Annotated in this window: 11 protein-coding genes; 2 read left to right on the top strand and 9 right to left on the bottom strand. The window is 66.5% G+C overall.

Annotated elements, in window-relative coordinates; genetic code table 11:
• Positions 1-37: 37 nt before the first annotated feature.
• Positions 38-2,011, top strand: a complete 1,974-nt coding sequence (locus tag KHN93_RS04015) for a transglycosylase SLT domain-containing protein (RefSeq protein WP_212579171.1) — start codon at positions 38-40, stop codon at positions 2,009-2,011.
• A 914-nt stretch (positions 2,012-2,925) separates the two neighbouring features.
• Complete coding sequence (locus KHN93_RS04010; protein ID WP_104560657.1) at positions 2,926-4,158, top strand: multifunctional CCA addition/repair protein; 1,233 nt, start codon at positions 2,926-2,928, stop codon at positions 4,156-4,158.
• Between the two features lie 168 nt (positions 4,159-4,326).
• Here the strand turns inward: KHN93_RS04010 and KHN93_RS04005 are convergent, their stop codons facing one another.
• From KHN93_RS04005 to galA, 9 genes are all read right to left on the bottom strand, one after another.
• Positions 4,327-6,990 carry a TonB-dependent receptor gene (locus KHN93_RS04005; protein ID WP_181141916.1) on the bottom strand — a complete coding sequence of 888 codons (2,664 nt, stop codon included), beginning with the start codon at positions 6,988-6,990 and terminating at the stop codon, positions 4,327-4,329.
• A gap of 772 nt (positions 6,991-7,762) precedes the next feature.
• Complete coding sequence (gene nagA, locus KHN93_RS04000) at positions 7,763-8,917, bottom strand: N-acetylglucosamine-6-phosphate deacetylase (protein WP_212579170.1); 1,155 nt, start codon at positions 8,915-8,917, stop codon at positions 7,763-7,765.
• A 2-nt stretch (positions 8,918-8,919) separates the two neighbouring features.
• Complete coding sequence (locus tag KHN93_RS03995) at positions 8,920-9,948, bottom strand: SIS domain-containing protein (protein WP_212579169.1); 1,029 nt, start codon at positions 9,946-9,948, stop codon at positions 8,920-8,922.
• 5 nt (positions 9,949-9,953) lie between these two features.
• On the bottom strand, positions 9,954-11,021 hold the full coding sequence (locus KHN93_RS03990; protein ID WP_024940298.1) for a LacI family DNA-binding transcriptional regulator: 1,068 nt from the start codon (positions 11,019-11,021) through the stop codon (positions 9,954-9,956).
• 40 nt (positions 11,022-11,061) lie between these two features.
• Positions 11,062-12,339 (bottom strand): sugar MFS transporter, encoded by a 1,278-nt coding sequence (locus tag KHN93_RS03985; protein ID WP_039523493.1) that lies wholly within the window; start codon positions 12,337-12,339, stop codon positions 11,062-11,064.
• Positions 12,340-12,385: 46 nt separating this feature from the next.
• A complete protein-coding gene (locus tag KHN93_RS03980) occupies positions 12,386-13,108 on the bottom strand; it encodes a GntR family transcriptional regulator (RefSeq protein WP_181141918.1) in 723 nt (240 codons plus the stop codon).
• Between the two features lie 245 nt (positions 13,109-13,353).
• Complete coding sequence (locus KHN93_RS03975; RefSeq protein ID WP_104560651.1) at positions 13,354-14,529, bottom strand: acyltransferase family protein; 1,176 nt, start codon at positions 14,527-14,529, stop codon at positions 13,354-13,356.
• Between the two features lie 121 nt (positions 14,530-14,650).
• Complete coding sequence (locus KHN93_RS03970; RefSeq protein ID WP_104560649.1) at positions 14,651-17,086, bottom strand: alpha-N-acetylglucosaminidase; 2,436 nt, start codon at positions 17,084-17,086, stop codon at positions 14,651-14,653.
• Positions 17,083-19,977, bottom strand: a complete 2,895-nt coding sequence (galA, locus tag KHN93_RS03965) for a beta-galactosidase GalA (protein ID WP_104595485.1) — start codon at positions 19,975-19,977, stop codon at positions 17,083-17,085. Before galA ends, KHN93_RS03970 begins: the two co-directional genes overlap by 4 nt.
• Positions 19,978-20,007: the final 30 nt, after the last annotated feature.

The raw sequence follows: 20,007 nt of genomic DNA, 5'->3' as shown, positions 1-20,007 counted from the left end.
ACTCAGGTGCGCAGGCGCGCTTCGGTATCATCGCGAAATGACTTATGCCACCCGTCTTGCCACTGTTTTCGTCGGCCTGCTGTGCCTTGGCAGCACCACGCTGCATGCCCAAAGCCTCGACCCGCAACTGACCGCCATGCGCGATGCCATCGCCGCCGCAGAGCGCGGCCAGTCCGATGCCGGTCAGCTCGGTGCCCTGAGCCGTCACCCGCTCTATGGCTGGCTGGAATTTGCCACGCTCAAGCGCAACATCGACAACGTCTCCAACACGCAGGCGCAGGGATTTTTGCAGCGTTATGCAGGCCAGCCGGTGGCCGAAAGCTTCCGCAGCACCTGGTTGCCGGCAGTGGCGCGTCGTCAGGACTGGACCACGTTGCTGACCAACTGGAAACCCACCGACAACGTCGGCCTGCGCTGTGCGCAGCTGACCGCGCGACAGGCAACCGGCAAGCTGGATGCGCAGTGGAGCCGCGATGCGTTGACGTTATGGCGCACCGGCAAGGGCCTGCCCGATGCCTGCGATCCGGTGGTCGCCGGGCTGGAGTCGCGCGGCGAGCTCACTCCGGCGCTGCGCTGGGAGCGCGTGGAGGCGGCCGCCGATGCACAACTGCCTGCGGTAATGCGCACGGGCGCACGCGGTCTGCCGGCAGCCGATCTGGCCCTGGCCAACGACTACGCCGCGTTTCTGGACAAGGTGCATCCGCGTGCATCGAGCTGGCCCAGGACCGAGCGCAGCCGACGCATCGCGGTCGATGGCCTGGCCAAGCTGGCCAAGAGCGACCCGGATGCGGCCGAGCAGCAGCTGCCGCAGCTGGCCAGCGCGCTCGGCTTCAGCGAGGCGCAGCGCGGCCAGGTGCTGTACCAGATCGCGCTGTGGACGGTGGCGTCGTACCTACCTGATTCGGCGCGTCGCCTCAATGCAGTGCCCGATGCCTCGTACGACGAGCGCCTGCACGAATGGCGCGCGCGCGAGGCGATGTCGCGTGGCGACTGGCCAGCGGCATTGGCGGCGATCCGCAAGATGCCCGCCACCCAACGCAGCGATTCGCGCTGGCAATATTTCGAGGCGCGCCTGGCCGAGAAGACCGGCGCGGCCGCGGCCGCGCAGCCGCTGTATCGCGCAGCCGCGCAATCGCCGACCTTCCACGGCTTCCTGGCCGCCGATCGTCTGCAGCAGCCATACCGGCTGTGCCCGTGGGAGCCCAAGGACACCCCGCAGGCCAAGGCCGCCGTCGCGCGCGATCCAGCATTGATCCGCGCCATCGCGTTGTTCCAGATCGACCGCCCCGGTTGGGCCGTGGCCGAGTGGAACGATGCCGCGAGCCGCTTCGACGACACCCAGCGCCGGCTGGCGGTGCAGGTGGCCAGCGAGAATGGCTGGTTCGATCGCGCAGTGTTCGCGCTTGGCAAGCAGCCGGACGAACAACGCCTGTATGCATTGCGCTTTCCGCTGCATCACGACGACAGCATTCGCCGCGAAGCGGCCAAGAACGCGATCGACCCGGCCTGGGTGGCAGCAGAGATCCGTGCCGAAAGCATCTTCAATCCACGCGCACGCTCGCCTGCCAACGCGATGGGCCTGATGCAGGTATTGCCGGGCACCGGCACGGCCGTGGCCAAGGGCATCGCCCTGCCCGGTTATGCGGGCGCCACCAGCCTGTATGAGCCGGACACCAACATCGCCATCGGCACCGCCTACCTGCGTCAGTTGCTCAATACCTACGGCCTGCCCTACCTCACCATCGCCGCCTACAACGCCGGCCCGGGGCCGACCGGGCGCTGGCAATCGCAACGGCCCAACTTCGAGCCGGACTTCTGGATCGAGACCATCAGCTACAAGGAAACCCGTGAGTACGTCGCGCGCGTGCTGGCTTTCAGCGTGATCTACGACTGGCGGCTCAATGGCGACATGCTGCCGCTGAGCGATCGCCTGATGGGCAAGCTGGTGGACAAGCGCCTGAAACCGGTGTGCACGCCAGGCCAGGCGACCACTAACGCGGCGCAGGACTGAGCTCCCAGTCAGCCGCCGAACATGGCGGCTGGATGAGGCGGTCGTGCTTGTGCGGTTGCAGGGGTTGTCTTGGCCTGGGGCGCAAGCTAGGCGATGCCGCTCTGGTACTCGCCTTTCGTTCGCTCCTAAGCTTCGGGCTTTGAGGCTTCAGACTCTGAAGCTCTGAAGCTCTGAAGCTCCGAGGCTCTGAGGCTCTGAGGCTCTGAGGCTCTGAGGCTCTGGGGCACTGGGGCACTGGGGCTAACCAAGCTTTCCCGACGTTGCGTTGTTTCGGTGCATCGAAAGCTCGGGTCGGCGAGTGCGCGGTGCCCTCACCGCTTGCGGGACACGCCGTGAATCCGTCCGTGGAGACTCGGTGGCGGCATCCATGCCGCCACACGGTCCCGCAACCGGCAAGGACACCGCACCAGAAAGTTGGTCGGCGGCTTCTTGAAAGCGTGTTGCCCGACCTGCCTTGGGCAGATGGGGGATTTGTAGCTTGCTTGCTGAAAGCCTGCCTGCTGCCCAGGTTGCGATGAGAGGCTGGTCGGACACACCGTGATTCGAACAATGCACGTCCTGCCCTGCTTGCCCGAGCACACCGACCATCTCGACAGGTCCTTGCCCGCCCACCGTCGCGGGACCTTACGCGGCATGGATGCCGCGTAAGAGCCTACATGGACGTACTTGCGGCGTGTCCTGCGATGGTGGGCGGGCAAGGGCCCTGCAGTAAAGCCACACATCACCCCGCTCTCCAGCGGATCTATCCGCAAAGCCGTAGATCGTCCACCGCGCCTTGCGGCGTGTCCTGCGATGGTGGGCGGACGAGGCCCCCGCAGCAAAACCACACATCACCAGCCCTACAGCGGATCTATCCGCAAAGCCGCAGATCAGTCGCCCTACGACACACGCACCGCATCGGGCATCATGTCGCGATGAAGATCTATCTTGTTGGCGGCGCAGTCCGCGATGCCCTGCTTGGCCAGCCCGCTGGCGACCGCGACTGGGTGGTGGTCGGTGCCGATCAGGCGCAGATGGAACGCCTGGGCTTCAAACCGGTGGGGAAGGATTTCCCGGTGTTCCTGCATCCGCGCAGCGGCGAGGAGTATGCGTTGGCGCGTACCGAGCGCAAGTCCGGGCGCGGCTATCGCGGCTTCGTGGTGGATGCCGATCCTTCGGTGACGCTGGAAGAGGATCTGCTGCGCCGCGACTTCACCATCAATGCGATCGCACGCGACGAGGACACTGGCGAGTTGTTCGATCCGTATGGCGGCGCGCGCGATCTGCAGGCGCGCGTGCTGCGGCACGTGGGGCCGGCCTTTGTCGAAGATCCCGTGCGCGTATTGCGCGCTGCCCGCTTCATGGCACGCCTGGCACCGCTTGGTTTCACTGTCGCGCCCGAGACCGCAGCACTGATGCGCGAGATGGCCGCCAGCGGCGAGCTGGACAGCCTGGTGCCCGAACGTGTGTGGCAGGAATTGCGCCGCGTGCTGGAGAGTGCGCAGCCGTCGGCATTCCTGCGCACGCTGCACGATACCGATGCGCTGCGCGTCATCCTGCCCGAGATCGATGCACTGTATGGCGTGCCGCAACGTGCCGAGTTTCATCCCGAGGTGGATACCGGCATTCACCAGGAAATGGTCAGCGACATGGCCGCGCGACTGGCGCCCGGCGACGCGCTGGTGGGCTTTGCCGCATTGACCCACGACCTGGGCAAGGCACTCACACCAGCGGAAGAATGGCCGCGCCACATCATGCACGAACAGCGCGGCGTTGCCCCGCTGCAGACATTGTGCGAGCGACTCAAGGTGCCACAGGATTATCGCCAGCTCGCCATCATCGCCTGCCGCGAACACTTGAACGTACATCGCCTGGCCGAGCTGCGCGACCGCACAGTGCACGAGCTGCTGGTGCGCTGCGACGCGTTTCGCCGCCCCGAGCGCATCGCGCAACTCGCGCTGGTCTGCGAAGCCGACAAGCGTGGCCGGCTGGGCAGCGAAGACGCCGCGTACCCACAGGGCGAACAACTCAAACGCCTGCATGCCGCTGCGCTGGCCATCAATGCGCGCGACCTGGCTGCAGAAGGCCTGCAAGGCCCGCAGATCGGCGAGGCATTGGCGAAGGCGCGGATTGCGGCGATTGCGGCCGCAAGAAAGCCCGGCACATAGCCGATGCATCGCGCATACCGTTGTCTAAACGCAACGGGGATGTAATCGCGCCAAGCAAAGCGTTGCCGCTCAGATCCGGACTAGCGAAAGATCCCCGGGTCGAAATTGCAACCGCGAGTCGCCGTCATTGCAATAAGGCGGCTGCCCGAGAGCAGCCGCCGGCCGACGTCACAGCTTGAAATTCAGGCTCAGCATGAAAGAGCGGCCGTTCTTGTAGATGTAGTACGGCTGGTTCTTGTTGCCGATGTAGCTGAAGTAGGTTTCGTCCAGCAGATTGGTAGCTTCCAGCGCCACGCGCAGGCGCTCGGTGGCCTGGTAGCCGAACGAGGCATCGACCTGGGTGAATGCATCGGTCATCTGCTGGCCGTTGAGGCGGCCGATCTGGGTGAAGTATTCCGAGCGCCAGCCCAGATTCACCCGCGCGCTCCATTTGCCCTGCTCGTAGTACGGGCTGATGTTGTAGGCGTTGCGCGAGTTGTACGGCAGGCTGTAATCGCCGTCGGTCTTGGAATCGGAATAGGTGTAGTTGGCCACCACGCCGAACCCGTTGCCGAAGTTGTGCTGCAGGTTGAGCGCAACGCCGCGCACCTTGGCGTCGCCGGCGTTGGTCGGCACGGAGGTCTGATAGGTGCTCGAGCCGCCGGTGGCGTTGTTGAAGAACACCCGGTCTTCCACGGTGGTCAGGATGTAGTTGGAGATATCGCGCGAGAAGAACTCGCCGCTGAGCAGGCTGCTGTCGGAGAAGTACCACTCCAGCGATGCGCCCAGGTTGGTGGACTCGTACGGACTCAATCCAGGATTGCCCGTGGACGCGGTGAGCGTGGTGTCGTCGGTGGCCACGTACGGGGTCATGTTGGTGTAGCGCGGCCGTGCGATCACCTTGGAGGCAGCAAAGCGCAGCATCAGATCATCGCGCAGGTCGTAGGCGATGTTGAAGGACGGCAACCACTTGCCGTAGCTGTTGAGGAAGTTGACCGGCGTATAGCCGCCACCGGGCGCGTAGCTGAAACCATCGGTGGAATCGCGGGTGTGCACGTAACGCACGCCGACGTTGCCGCGATAGCGCTCGCCGGAAAAATTGCCCTGCAGGAACCAGGCGCGGTTCTGTTCTTCGATGCTGTAGTTACCGGCGTAGCTGATCGGCAAGCCGTCATTGCCTTCAAGGCCACCGATGTACTGGCTGATGGCGCCGCTGTTGATGGTCGACCAGCGCTGCATGTCGGCGCTGGTCGACAAGCCGTCCAGATAGCCCGATGGCGTGGTGCCCGGCGAGAACGCGGCCAGCGTGCTGCCGTCGTTCGGGGTCCAGGTGCGGCTGTAGGAGGACTGCCCGGTGGCATGATTGGTCAGCTTGATGCCGGTGAGGATCTGGGTGAACGGCCCCCACTCCACCGCATGGTCGAAGTCCAGCTGCAGGTAGCGTTCCTTGTCGTACTGCGGGCTGTGGCTGGCCGAGGCGTTGTTGAGCTGCATCGCCGCTGCGTTGGTGGGGTCGGTGCTGTAGTCCATCGCGGTGCGGCGCCCGTCGATGTTATAGCTGTAACCGGCGAGGTTGCGGAACTGGATGCCGTAGATACGCTCGGCACCGCCCTGTGAACTGGTGTAGCCCACTTGGCTAGACGCATTCCAACCATCGCCATGCCAGTCGGCGCGTAGATGGATGCTGCCGGTGCTGACCTCGCTGTTGCGCAGGTAGCCGTCCAGGTAGGTGTTGGACTGGTCGCCGAACGTACCCGAGGTCGCCACGCCATTCTCGAAGCCCAGCGCCTGCGCATCGCCGGGGGTGGAACCCCAGTAGCCGTAGCGGCTCTGGTTGTAGTTGTCGAAACTCTCCTTGACGTACAAACCGGTCAGGTTGAGCTCGAAATCGGCATCCGGCTTCCACTGCAGCGCCGCACTGACGCCGTCGCGCTTGCGCGTCTGCTGGAACAACGCGGTGTTGATCGAGGTCGGAAACACGCCGGTGTTGTTGCCGACCACGGCCGCCGGAAACCCTGCGCCTTGCACGTTGTCGTAGCCGAAGATTTCCACGCCATCGCGGCGCAACACGCGCTGCGAATGCATCACCGAGGTGAGCACACCAAGCGTTTCATCCTGGTTCTTCCAGCTGTACAGCGCCGAGGCATTCGGCTTGCCCTCCTCGGAACGATCGTTATAGCCGTAGCTCACCGTGCCGGTCAGGGTGTTGCGCTCAAGATCCAGCGGCTTGCGCGTGTGCACGATCACGGTGCCGCCGATCGAGCCCTCGTCGATGCGTGCCTCCGGTGTCTTGTAGACCTCCATCAGGCCGACCACTTCCGGCGCCAGCGTGCTGTAGTTGAACGAGCGGCTGTCCGGGTCGTTGGGATCGCCGCCCCAACTGGTGGAGGCAATGGTCTGGCCGTTGAGCAGCACGCGATTGAGTGCCGGATCGGTGCCGAGAATGCTGACCTTCTCGCCTTCGCCGAACTGGCGATCCACGGTGATGCCGGACAGGCGCGACAGCGACTCGGCAACGTTGGTGTCGGGGAATTTGCCGATGTCTTCGGCGCTGATCGCATCGACGATCGCATCGGCATTGCGCTTGACGTTGAGTGCCTTGCCGAGGCTGGCCTGATAGCCGACGACCTTGACCTCGTCCAGCGTGGATACCGAGGGATTGGTTTGCGCGGGCGCCTGTTCCTGTGGGGCTGCAGCCTGCTCCTGCGCACCTGCAGGCAACGCGGCAATACCTGCCAGGGCGGCGCCACCGATCAACAGAGTGCGGACTGCAGTACTCAACGGCGTGCGCCGCAGCGGGTGTGCATGACAGAACAGGTGACGGGACAACTCGAACACACGGGAAGACGGCATTGCGTAGACCTCTTGACGGATGTCAGGTGGCAACCATGTGGTTGCACGACAACGCGCGATGCGCGTGACATACCCGCACTCCGTCCCCTGTGCCGGATGCGAGCAGCGTCCCGCATCACCGTAGCGGCGTGCGGGTCAGCCCCAGTCCGACTAGCAGCCGGACGACAACGCTTTCAAGATTTCAGAAGTGGCTCCTGCTCGCTGACAACGTTATCAGCGAAGGTGCCTTTCGCAGCCGGGGCTGTCAACTCGCTGCCACAAATGCCCAATTTCATGCCTGAAACCGCACCGACAATGCAGATATTGGAATGACAGCGTGATCGCGATCGCATTCATTTGCTTCGATGAGCAGACCACTGCGCGTAGCGGCCTGATGCCATAAGGCTGCGCAGCCGGATGTTGCGATGCAGAGTGTGTTGCAGGCTTTGATGTGGTGGATGGTGTACGCAGCGCATTGCCAAACTACCGCGATTGCATTGCTGACGTGCTGCAAGTGCATGCGGCTGCAGTCATCGTCGAGCGTCTACTGCAACGGAAAGCGCGTCGGTCGCAACGCGTGTTGCGTGACACCGGAAGCGCCCGAGTTCTTTTTGGCCGCTCCATCATTCGACACTGATTTCTTTCCGGAACTTGGCGAAAGCACGCCCTGCACTCGCGCGCACACGATCATGCTGCAGCGTACCGACGATGGCGGTTTACCGCAGACAAGACCGCAAACAAGGCTTCAAGCGCATCGCGCCGCACGAACGGGTTCGTGCGGCGGCGCGCGGACTTACTCGCGCTGCCCGGCGACCCAGGTGGCAAGTACCTGCACGTCTGCATCCACCAGCACCAGATCGGCCTGATAGCCGGGTGCAATGCGGCCCAGGCGCTGGCCCAGGCCGATGCATTGCGCCGGATAGGTGGACGCCATGCGCGCGGCTTCGGCCAGATCCACGCCCAGCCACTGCACGCTGTTGCGCACGGCCGTGGCCATGTCCAGCGCCGAGCCGGCCAGTGCGCCGTCGGCATTGCGTACCACGCCGTCCACGGCGGTGATGGTTTCGCCGTACAGGTCGAAACTGGGGCCGTCGGCACCGACCATCGGCATGGCGTCGGTGACCAGCAACAGCTTGCCGCGCGGTTTGGCGGCCAGCGCCACGCGCAGGCTGGCCGGGTGCACGTGCACGCCATCGACGATGATGCCGCACCACACATCGGGGTCTTCCAATGCGGCACCGACCGCGCTGGGCTCGCGCCCGGCCAGCTGCGACATCGCGTTGTACAGATGGGTGAAACCACTGACGCCGGCGGCGATGCCGTCGCGCGCCTGCTCGTAGCTGGCCGCGGTGTGGCCGGCAAACACGATCGCGCCGCCGGCGACGAAGGCGCGGATGTCGTCCAGCGGTACGCGCTCGGGTGCGAGCGTGATCAGGGTGACGCCGTTGTCCAGCGAGTTATCGACGGCAATCTCGTGCGCGTCGGGCAGGCGGAACTTGTGCGCGTCGTGCGTGCCCTTGCGGGCCGGGCTCAGGTACGGGCCTTCCAGATGGATGCCGAGCACGCCGGGCACGCCTTGCGCGATGGCCTGGCGCGTGGCGTCGATCGCCTCGGCCATCACCTCGGCGGTGTCGCTGATCAGCGTCGGCAGCATGCCGGTGGTGCCGTAGCGGCGATGCGCCGCCGCGATCGTGGCCAGGGCCTGCGGGTCGCGCGCATTGTTGAACAACACGCCGCCACCGCCGTTGACCTGGATGTCGATGAAGCCGGGCAGCAAGGTGGCGCCGCCCAGATCCACGCGCGTATGCGCCTGCGCAACGCGCGCATCGTCGGCCGCCACCACCGCCTGGATCTGCGTCCCGGCCAGCAGGACCACCAGCCCATCCTGCAAGCCATCGTCGGTGAGCACGCGTGCATTGCACAACGCTTGAATCGGGGAAGCATCCATGTTCAAACGGTTTCCGTGACCTTGTTCAAGTGCGGCGGCAGATCGGGATTGTTGCCACGCTGCAGGGCCAGCGCGTTGATCGCGCGGTAGAAGCTCTGCACGGTCAGCAGCGGCGCGCTGGCCGGATGCGCAGCATCCACGAGCGGCAGGTCGCCGTCGGGGGCGGCCAGCCACACCTGCGCGCCACGCGCGCTGAATTCTGCGGCGAGCGCACGCGTGCCGGCGCCGGTTTCGTCGGGCTGGGCGAACACCAGCACCGGAAAGCCCGGCCCCACCAGCGCCATCGGGCCGTGCTTGACCTCGGCCGAGCTGTACGCCTCGGCATGCAGGCCACAGGTTTCCTTGAACTTCAGCGCCGCTTCCTGCGCCGCGCCCAGGCCCAGGCCGCGACCGAGCACGAACAGGTTGTGTGCCGGCACCAGGCCGGCAGTGAGCGCGGACCAGTCGGCCTGCCAGGCGGCGCGCAACTGCTGCGGCAGTGCCTCCACCGCCGCGAGCAGGGCCGGGTCGTTCTTCCACACAGCGCCCAGGTGCAGCAGCGCAGCCAGCGAGGCGAGATAACTCTTGGTGGCGGCAACGCTTTTTTCCGGGCCTGCGCCCAGCGGAATCACCACCTCGGCCAACTGCGCCAGCGGCGAATCCTCGACGTTGACCAGCGCCACCACGCGCGCGCCGGCCGCCTTGGCGGCCTCGGCATTGCGCAGCAGGTCCGGGCTCTTGCCCGATTGCGAAATCACGATGTACAGCGCGCCGCGCAACTGCAGCGGCGATGCGTAGACCGAGCCCACCGACGGCGATGCAGAGGCGGTCACGATGCCCAGTTGTGTTTCGAACAGATACTTGGCGTAGGTCGCTGCGTGATCGGAACTGCCGCGTGCGCAGGTCACCACGAACGGCGGCGGCGTATCGCGCAGCGACTGCGCGAGGGCGGCGACGGTGTCGGCATTGCGGGCGAACTGTGCGGCGACCACGTCGGCGGTCTGGGCCGCCTCGCGGAACATCAAGGTCTCGGTTTCGGTGGGAAGGCTCATCGTGCTCAGGCGGATTCGGGAGGAAGGGATTTGGCAGACGGCGTCTGCGCCGGTGCAGTGGAACCGCGCACCACCAGCTGCGGCACGAAGCCGCGGTTCTGCAATTGCGCGGGCTGGTCGTCGTAGGCATCGCTGCGCAGCTGGCTGATCAACAGGCGTGCGGCATGCCGCGCGATGTCGTCGGTGGCCTGCTTGGCGGTGGTCAGCGCCGGCCAGGACTGGCGCGAGAAAGGGCTGTCCTCGAAGCCGGCGATCGACAATTGATACGGCACGTTCATGCCGGTGGACTTGGCCGCGGCCAGCACGCCCGCGGCGATTTCATCGTTGCTGCCGAAGATGGCGGTGGGCGGCTCGCGCAACGACAGCAGCCGGCGCGCGCCTCGGAAGCCGTCGTCGAAGGTGTAATCGCCGGGAATCACCAGGTGCTTGTCCAGGGTGATGCCGTAGTCCTTCAACGCGGCCTCGTAACCGGCGTAGCGCTCGCCGCTGGAGCGGTGCTGCGGGCCACCCCACAGGAACCCGATGCGTTGATGGCCCAACTGGACCAGATGCTCGGTGATCTCGTAGGCGGCAGCGCGGTCGTCGATATAGACGCAGGGGCCGTCGCCCGGATCGTCGGTGGCGGCGATGATGCGCACGCTCTTGATGCCGCGCGCAGCCAGGCCGGCCATCAGCTCGGGGCGCTCGGACATCGGTGCGGTCAGCACCACGCCGGCCAGCCGTGAGCGCTGCACCCATTCGGCCAGTTCTTCGGCCAGCAATGGCGAGGTGGAATCGCAGGGATGGATCTGCAGGCCGAAGCCGGTTTCGCGGCAGGCGGCCAGCACGCCGTTCTGGATGCCGATGATGTGATACGGGTTGGGATTGTCGTACACCAGGCCGATCACGAACGGCGTGCCGCTGCGCAGGTTGCGCGCGGACGGATCCGGTTCGTAGTCGAGATCGGCGATGGCGCGCAGCACGCGCGCGCGCGTGGCCTGCATCACCGACGGTTCGTTGTTGATCACGCGCGACACGGTCTTCAACGAGACCTTGGCGCGCTCGGCGACATCTTTGATGGTGGGCCTGCGCATGGGTGTGCCTTGTTCGTCGGAACGCATCATGCTGCCTGGTTCACTTGGCCTGGGCCGGCAGGCCCACACGGTAACCGCGCAGCGAATAGAACAGGATGTAGAGATAGCACGGCACCATCAGCGCAGCGAACACGACCTGGAAGTCGTAGTGCTGTTTGAGAATGGCGAACAGCTGCGGAATGATCGCGCCGCCGGCAATGCCCATGACCAGCAAGGCCGACCCGATCTCGGTGAAGCGACCGAGCCCGCGGATGGCCAGCGGAAAGATCGCCGGCCACATCATCGCGTTGGCAAAACCGAGCGCGGCCACGAAGCCCACCGACACATAGCCGTGGGTCAGCAGCGCGCCCAGCGAAAACAGCACGCCCAGCAGCGCCGACACGCTCAGGTAGCGCGCCTGCGAGATCACACCCGGAATCAACGCCAGGCCGACGATGTAGCCAACCAGCATCGCGCCCAGCGTGTAGGAGGTGAAGATCTTGGTGCTGTCCAGCGGCAGATTGAAGCCGTGGCCGTAGGTGCCGATCGCATCGCCGGCCATCACTTCCACGCCCACGTAGACGAACAGGCACAACACGCCCAGCCACAGGTGCGGGAACTGGAAGATGCTGGACTTCTGCACGCCAACCGCACTGCCGGGCGTTGCATTGGCCTCGGAGGCCCGCAGCTCCGGCAGCGGCGAGAACAGCACACCGATCGCCAGCAACAGCAGCACGCCGGACATCACCAGATACGGTGCGTGGATCTTGGCGGCAAAGGCCGTGAGCAACTGCTGCTTGGTCGCCGCATCGGCGCTGGCCACCTGCGCGGACAGATCGCCGATGCCGTGCAGCACCAGCGAGCCGATCAGGATCGGCGCCAGGATGCCGGCGATCTTGTTGCAGATGCCCATCAGCGCGATCCGCCGCGCCGCGCTCTCGATCGGCCCGAGGATGCTGATGTACGGGTTGATCGCGGTCTGCAGCAGCGCCAGGCCGCTGCCGATCACGAACAGGCCGCCCAAGGCGCCCGGATACCAGCGCTGGGTGGCGAACTGGCCGAAGCCGGCCGCGCCCACCGCCATCACCACCAGGCTCAGCGCCAGCCCCTTCTTCATGCCGGTGCGCTTGAGGATCCACGACGCCGGCAGCGCCAGGAAGAAGTACGACAGGTAGAACACCATCAGCACCAGGAAGGCATTGACCTCGTTGAGGTCGAACGCCAGCCGCACGAAGGTGATCAGCGGCCCGTTGATCCAGGTGAAGAAGCCGATGATGAAGAACAGCACGCCGACGATGGCGATCGAGACAACGGGATTTGCGGGCCTGGCGGTAGTCATGGATCGGCTGGCTCTTGAGTTGTCGGTTGGGGGGCGCCGCGCTGGATCAGCGACGCAGTTCGGCGACGAAATCGTAGAAATCGTTGTGGCAATAGGTGTCGGTCAATTCGATCGCGCTGCCGTCGCGCGCATAGCCCACGCGCACCACATGCAGGATCGCCTCGCCGGTCTTCATGCGCAGGTGTTCGGCCAGCCGCGCGGGTAGATTGATCGCGCGGAAGTACTGCAGCGCGCGCACCACCGGAGTGCCCTGCGCGTCCAGGTAGCTGTAGAGCGAATCGCCGATCTGCTCCGGGTCGGCGACGATGCGCTGCGGCAACACCGCATGCTCGTAGGCCATGACCCGGTCGTCGGCGCTGCGCAGGCGGGTCAGCGAGGCCACCGCCGCATCCGGCGACAGGCCCAGCCGCAGGATCTCTTCGCCATGCGCCGGGCGCAGCCGCCGCTCCAGCCAGCGCGTGCCGGGCTCGTAGCCCTTGATGCGCAGCGTCTCGCTGAAACTGGTCAGGCCGCTGAGCTGGTGCTGGATCTGCGTGGTGACGAAGGTGCCGGCGCCCTGCCGGCGCGAGACCAAACCCTGTTCGACCAGCACGTCCACGGCCTGGCGCAGGGTCACCCGCGAGATCTGCAGCCGCTCGCACAGCTGGCGCTCGGCCGGCAGCGCCTCGCCGGCCTTCCACTGCGCGCTGCGGATCTGCTCGTCCAGCTTGCTCGCCAGTTGCAGATACAGTGGCGTCGGCGCGGAGGCATCCAGCGTCAGCGCGTCCATCCGGGGGTCGGAGTCCGTCCTGGCTTCGGTTTTCGGTTTGGCCATTGCATGTCCTCCGGACCGACTTGGATTCGTTAGGTCCAATATAGTACCAATTTGCCCAGCGCGCATTAGCGGCTGTGGATTATTGGGAGCGGTGACGGGCCCTGGCTGACCCAGGCATCCAACGCGCTAGTCATGGGCGGGTATGCATGCCGATCAGCAGGCCGGTGCCGGGCTGCGTCACCCGTTGCCGGGTCGGGCAATCACAAACGCAGATACCAGCGCCGCCGATCCATCCACCAGCCCACGCACCAACACAGCAGCGTGTAGCTCAGCGCGCACAGCAGCGACCCAAGCGGGCCCGGCGCAATGGTCTGGAACACGCGGATGCCGGCCCAGGCGTACAGGTCCAGCCCGGAGCTGCCGGCCGGGAGCAGCCGCAGCACCACCACGAACAGTTCGGAGAACAGGTAGATCGCCAGCGGGTTGCGCCCCAGCACGGTGAAGAAGCCGCTGCCGCCGCTGCCGCCGCTCCAGCCGCGCAACTCCAGCAGGTAGACCAGGACGCCCAGCGCCAGCAGATCCAGGCCTACCGTGCAGGCGACGAACGATCCGCTCCAGAGCTTCTTCGACAGCGGCCAGGCCGGGTGCCAGAGCAATGCCAGCAGCACCAGCCCCGCGCCCGCTAGCAACAGGCTGCGCGTGGCGGCACCGGTCTTACCGTGCCGCTGCAGGAAGCGCCCGCCCAGATAGCCGGCCAGCACGTTGACCGTGGCCGACAGCGTGCCAAGCAGGCCCTCGGGGTCGAAGCCGCCATCCTTGCGATACAGGTGCGCGCGCCCGTACAGCCACAGATCCAGCCGGGTGCCGGCGTTACCCGTCTTGCTCAGCTCCGCACCGGGCTGGCCAAAGACGTACAGCAATGCCCAGTAGCCCAGCAGCAGCGCGACGCAAACCGGCGCGATAGCGCGTGGCGGCAGATAGCGCACCAGCAGCGCTGCGAGCAGATAGCACAGGCCGATCCGCTGCAGCACGCCGGTCAGGCGGAGTTGATCGACCGCAGTGAACGCCCATCCACCATCGGGCTGCGGGTGGAAGAACGGAAACCAGTACATCAGCACGCCGCACATCACGATCAGCGCGGCGCGCTTGCCCACGCGGGCGAGGAACTGCCGGTGCGGCGTGCCGGTGGCCAGCGCAAAACTCATCGCGCTGCCGACGGCGAACAGGAACGAGGGAAACACCAGATCGGCAAGCGTGAAGCCGAACCAGGCCGCGTGGGTCAACTGCGCATATGGCTGCGCGCCGGGCCCGGCGGTGTTGACCAGGATCATCAGGAAGATGGTCAGGCCGCGGAACACGTCCAGCGACAGGAAGCGTTCGCGCCCGGGTGCTGCGGTTGCAGTGCCAGCTGCAGCGGGGAGTGTCTGTGCGCTCATTGCAGTTCCTTGCCCAGCGACTGCAGGCGGAGGCGGCGCGCAGACGTGCTGCCCGTGACGAGCGTCATTGCATCGGCGCTGAAGCGCTCATGCATGGCCGCGATGTGCGATACGCGTCTGCTCATTGGGCAGTACCTTGCTTGGTGCTGCGAATGGCACCGTGCGCCATGCCGTGCACGTCGCCTTGGGCAACGCCTTGCGTTGCATCGCGCGTACTGCCTTGCACATTGCGTTGCATGGCGCTTTGCAAACCCTCTTGCGCGTCCACCTGCGCCAGCAAGCTGCGCAACAGTGTCAGTGGGTCGCGGGGTGGCTGCCGCTTCGGCACTTCGTCTTGCGCGGCCCATTGGCGCTCCCACGCGGCAAGCTGCGCGTTGACTGTCGCTGCGTCGAACGGTGTGCCCGCCTTGCGTGCGGCGCGGTATGCACCGAGAAAGCGTGTCCAGCGCTGCAGATAGAAATCCGCGTACATGCCCTGCCATGCCTTGGATGCGTAATCGGCCAGATTGCCGTCGCCGCCCCAGATGCTGACCTGCGCACGCGCATTGCCGACATAGGCACGCCGCAGTGCGGCATCGTTGCCGGCGGCCGCGGCGGCCTGGCCGGTCCAGTCGGCCAGGGTTTCGTGCTGGCCGCCGACCAACGCATCCAGCCCCTGCACCAGTTGCGTGGTGCGTGCCAGCAGCGCATCGCCGCGTGCGAAGTCGCCGGCGTCGTAGGCCTGCACCACCGCCTGCAATTGACGGTCGGCATGCAGGCTCAGGTAGTGCCGTGCGTCTTCGATCAGGTCGTAGCGGTACAGCGGTGCGTCGGCATAGCGGTCGGCCTGCTGCAGCAACGCATCGATGGCGCGGCGCAGGCGTTGCGGGTCGCCGGGGCGGTCATCGAAGCCAATGATGTCGGCGGTCGGCCGCTTGAACAGCAGATACGCGCCGGCGCGCTTGTTCCACCAGCGCGGCGACCAGTAGCGGGTCTGGTAGATGCCCGCTTCCAGATCCGACCAGGCCTGCAGCAAGGCCGCATCGCTGCGGCCGTAGCGCGCGCGGGTGTATTGCGTGAGCCATTGTGACCAGGATTGCTGCGGCCCCTCCCAGGCCAGCGCGTAGAGATAGTCGTAGACCACCGAGTTGCTGTGCAGCCCTTCCGGAAACACGCCAAAGCCGCGCAGATTGCGTTTGTCCGGATCGGCCAGCAAGGCCTGCAGATCGTTTCGATAAAACGTGAAGTCGCCGTACAACGGGTTGCTGGCGCCGTAGTTGTGCACGTAGCCATAGATCCACTGCTTGTTGTCGAAGGCCTGCGCTGCCCTCCAGGTGCCGGGATAGCGGTCGTTGCCGATGTCCAGCACCATCAAGCGCGCGTCGGGCACCTTGCCGAGAAACGCGGCGATCGCCTGCGGTTGCCAGAACTCGCGGTCGGCACCGAACAGCCAGCCCTGCATCACCCAGGTGGCCTGCGGATTGACCTGCGCGATGGAGCGATACAAGGCCTGCCCGTACTCGGCCAGGCGTGCATCGCGTTGCGCCGCCGGCACGGCCTTGGCACGTGCCGCATCGGAGTTGGCGATGCTGTCGCCGTACTTGGCGGCGGCCACGTCGCTGCCGTCGTCGGCCACCGGCGGCAGCATCTCGTTGAAGGCGTCGGCCAGATAGAACTCGCCTGCACCATAGGCCTGCGTGTACAGCTCCAGGAACCGGCGCGCGACCTGGGCGAACAACGGATCGCGCGGATCCAGCCAGTAAGTTTCGTGGAAGCCTTCCCAGGCGCGCATGCGATAGATGCGCGCGTTCGGATGCGCCTGCGCGAATGCCTTGGGCACGTAGCCGGCAAACGCAGGCAGCACCGGTTGCATGCCCAGCTCGCGCATGCGGGTGAGGATCTGCGTCTGCAGCACGCGCTTGCTGTCGATCCATTGCTGCGGCAACGGTGCGCGATAGCCTTCGATATTGCCCATGCGCTGCCAAGGGGTGAAGGCGGGGCCGGAGAAATACTCCGCCAGCGCGTCATCGCCCACGTCGAACTCGCGCCACAGCGCCTGCCAGATCGCCTCCTGCCCTTCCATCGCCAGCGGCATGTCGATGCCGTGCAGCGCCATCCAGTCGATCTCGCGCTGCCAGCGCGGCCAGTCCCAGAACGGCGTGGTGTAGCCGTAGGTGCAGGTGTTGAGATAGGCGCGATGGGCAAACGGCGTGCGCACCTGGCCGCTGCTGTAGGCCGGCCATTGCGCCGGCAGCGCCACGCGGTCGCCTTCCCAGCTCATCGAGGCTGCACCGGCCTGGCCTAGATAGGCGTAGGCGCCACGCGTCAAGGCCACCTGCGAGGAGCCGGCAATGCGCACCGTGTCGCCGCCGGCATCGATGCGATACCAGTCCGCGCCGTCGCCGCGCGGCGCCACGCGCATCTCGAACTGGGTGGCGCGTGCGCCAATCAGGCGTTGCAGCACCGCCTGAGCGGGCGGTGCGGCCAGCACGGTGAGGGGAATGGCGAGCAATGCGCCCAGCACTGCGCCGGCGAACAGCCGCGCGGGCGAGGACGGGAAAAACGATGAGGTAATCATGGCGAGTTCCGATACTGCACGGTGACGACGTCGTGGAATCCAAACGGTTGATCCGCAGCGACCTGCAGGATCACCGCCAGCGTGCGCGCGCCGGTCGCGGGTGCAAGCGCCAACTTGATCGGTGTGCCGGCCGCCGCCTGCGTCACTGCACGGCCATCCAGAAACACCTGCGCCGGCCCGCTGAGGCGGCCCAGGTCGAGCATGCCGCCGTGGGCCTGCACGCCCTGCCACGGCGTGAACTGGGTGCGGTACAACACGTAGCCGGCGCGTTCGGGCGCGGTTTCCAGGGTGCCGGGCAACGTGTTGCTCCAGCTGTTGTTGTCGTTGGGGCGGCGCGAGAGATCCGGTGCCGGCGGCTGCGCGAAGGCAGCGGTGTGGCGCCAGCTCTCGACCACCATCACCGGCGCCACGATCGGCACCGTGGCTGGCAGCGGCACCGCCACGCGCGCGATCTCGATCACCGCATCGCGCACGCCTGCGCTGCGCGCCTGCAGCCGTAACGCGCCTGCGCCACGCCCGGCCTGCACGATCGCCTGCGCCAGCCCGTTGAACAGGGCCACCTGCATGCCCTGATCGGCGGCGTGTGCATTCGGGTCGCCATTGCCGACCCCCAGCAAGCGGCCGCCGCTGATCTGCAGCGTCAGCATTGCATTGCAATCGGGCACGTGGCGACCTTGCGCATCCACCGCTTCCAACGTCACCGGCTGCGCATCGCGGCCATCGCCGCGCAGCTGGGGACGGTCGGGCGTGAGCCGCAGCGCGACAGGCGCGCCGGTGGTTTCCACCCGCGTACGTGCCACCTCGCGGCCGTCGCGCCAGGCCACTGCTTCGAGCACGCCCGGCGCATAGTCCACCTGCCACTGATTCATCTGCGCGCGATCCACCGCCTGTTTGCCCAGCGAGCGGCCATTGAGCCACAGCTCCACCTGCATGGCATTGCAGAACGCCATCACCTTGATCGGCTGGCCTTCGCGGCCGGGCCAGTTCCAGTGCGGCAACAGGTGCAGCACCGGCGCATCGTCGATCCACAGCGCGCGGCGCAACCAGTAGGCCCCCTTGGCAAATCCGCATTGATCCATGATGCCGAAGAACGCGCCCACCGACGGCCATTCGAACGGCGTGGGTTCGCCGCGATAATCGAAGCCGGTCCACACGAAACCGCCGGCGACGAACGGACGTTCGGCAATCAGCTGCCAGGCACGGCGGTGGGTATTGCCCCAGTCCGCGGCCAGGCTGTCGTCTTCGGCCACCACGTGCGCGTCCAGGTCGGTGAACCACGCGCCGCGGGTCTGGAACGCGCTGGTGTCCTCGCTGGACAGCATCGGCGTGCGCGGCCGCGCCGCATGCACGCGGTCGTAGTTGAACTGGCGATAGTTGAAGCCGAGCACGTCCACCACATCGGCCGCGCCACGGGTGGCGAACATGCCGTCGTTCATGCCGGCGGTGATCGGGCGGCTGTCGTCGAGCGCGCGCACGGCGCTGGCTGCGCGCGCCATGATCGCATAACCGGTGGCGGTGCCCTGCAGCGGCTCCTCGTTGAGCAGCGACCACAGGAACACGCTGGGATGGTTGCGCTGGCGCCGCACCATGTTCTGCAGCAGCGCCACATATTCGGGTGCGGGATTGAACAGCCTGTTCTCGGCCATCACCAGCATGCCGAGCCGGTCGCAGGCCTGCAGCAGTTCCGGTGCCACCGCGTGATGCAGGCGGATGGCATTGCAGCCCATCGATTTCAGGCGCTGCAGGCGAAACGCGTGCAAGGCATCGGGCAGCGCCACCCCGACGCCGGCATGGTCCTGATGCAGGCATACGCCCTTGATCTTGAGCGGGCGGCCATTGAGGAAGAAGCCGTGGTCGGCATCGAAGCGCAGGCTGCGAAAGCCGATCTCGCACTCGGCACGGTCGCTGCGGCCGTCCGCGCCACGCACGCTGGCCTGCACGCGGTACAGCACCGGCGTGTCCACGCTCCAGCGCTGCGGCTGCGGCACCGACATGCTGATGGCCGCCTGCGCGGTACCGAATGCAGCCACGCGCAGTTGCGTCTCGCCACTCGCCACGACAACACCGTCTGGGTCGCGCAGCGCCACATCCACCCACGCCTCGGCAGGCTGTTCGCCGCTGTTGGCCAGGTCCAGCTGCACCGGCAGCTGCCAGAGATCGCCCGGGCCTTCGCGCGGCACCGCCGCCAGGCCATCGCCGGCGATATGCAAGGGCGCACGCAGCACCAGCCAGGTGTGCCGGTAGATGCCGCCGCCTTCGTACCACCAGCCATCCATCGCCTCGGCATCGACGCGGATGGCGATGCTGTTCAAGGCATTGCCGTAGCGCGCGACCGGCGTGAGATCGATGACCAGCCCGTTGTAGCCGCTCCAGCTGCGCGCCATCAGCATGCCGTTGACCCACACGGTGGCATGGCTGGCGATGCCGTCCAGACGCAACTCTACCGCCTGGCCGCGCACGGATTCGTCCAGCCGCAGCGTGCGCCGGTACCAGGCAATGCCGCGCGGGCGATAGCCCTGCGCGATGTTGGCGTCGGCACGCACCATCTGCTCCACCACAAAATCGTGCGGCAGTTGCAGCTGTCGCCAGCCGGTGTCGTCGTAGTCCGGCGCCGCTGCACCCCAGGCGCGGCCGGCCTTGGCGTTGTCGTAGGTATCGTCCTGCGCCAGCAGGCGTGGCGGCGGCAGATCACCGGCATGGAAGCGCCAGCCCTCGTCCAGGTCCAGCCACTGGCCGGCGTCATCGGTGCCCGCTGGCGGTGGCGCGGGACCGCGCTTGCCGCCATCGCCCGCACGTGTCGCTACAGCGTTCGCCGCGCCCGGCAGCAGCGCCGGCACGCCGAGCAGCGACGAGGCGCAGACGCTGCCGGCAAGGAACTCACGCCTGCGCATGATGGCGCCCGCCAGCCTGCACCGCAGGCG

Origin of the sequence: Xanthomonas arboricola pv. juglandis (genome assembly GCF_905367715.1) — a bacterium.
In the GTDB taxonomy this organism is placed as follows: Bacteria; Pseudomonadota; Gammaproteobacteria; order Xanthomonadales; family Xanthomonadaceae; genus Xanthomonas; species Xanthomonas arboricola.
The sequence above is the reverse complement of the archived record's forward strand: the minus strand, read 5'-3'. Positions and strand labels throughout refer to the sequence as shown.

Bases quoted from the DNA above. Each gene is read 5' to 3' on its own strand.
- galA (WP_104595485.1), bottom strand. From the start codon at position 19,977: ATGCGCAGGCGTGAGTTCCTTGCCGGCAGCGTCTGCGCCTCGTCGCTG.
- nagA (WP_212579170.1), bottom strand. From the start codon at position 8,917: ATGGATGCTTCCCCGATTCAAGCGTTGTGCAATGCACGCGTGCTCACC.
- KHN93_RS04015 (WP_212579171.1), top strand. From the start codon at position 38: ATGACTTATGCCACCCGTCTTGCCACTGTTTTCGTCGGCCTGCTGTGC.
- KHN93_RS03980 (WP_181141918.1), bottom strand. From the start codon at position 13,108: ATGGACGCGCTGACGCTGGATGCCTCCGCGCCGACGCCACTGTATCTG.
- KHN93_RS04005 (WP_181141916.1), bottom strand. From the start codon at position 6,990: ATGCCGTCTTCCCGTGTGTTCGAGTTGTCCCGTCACCTGTTCTGTCAT.
- KHN93_RS03975 (WP_104560651.1), bottom strand. From the start codon at position 14,529: ATGAGCGCACAGACACTCCCCGCTGCAGCTGGCACTGCAACCGCAGCA.
- KHN93_RS04010 (WP_104560657.1), top strand. From the start codon at position 2,926: ATGAAGATCTATCTTGTTGGCGGCGCAGTCCGCGATGCCCTGCTTGGC.
- KHN93_RS03995 (WP_212579169.1), bottom strand. From the start codon at position 9,948: ATGAGCCTTCCCACCGAAACCGAGACCTTGATGTTCCGCGAGGCGGCC.
- KHN93_RS03970 (WP_104560649.1), bottom strand. From the start codon at position 17,086: ATGATTACCTCATCGTTTTTCCCGTCCTCGCCCGCGCGGCTGTTCGCC.
- KHN93_RS03985 (WP_039523493.1), bottom strand. From the start codon at position 12,339: ATGACTACCGCCAGGCCCGCAAATCCCGTTGTCTCGATCGCCATCGTC.
- KHN93_RS03990 (WP_024940298.1), bottom strand. From the start codon at position 11,021: ATGCGCAGGCCCACCATCAAAGATGTCGCCGAGCGCGCCAAGGTCTCG.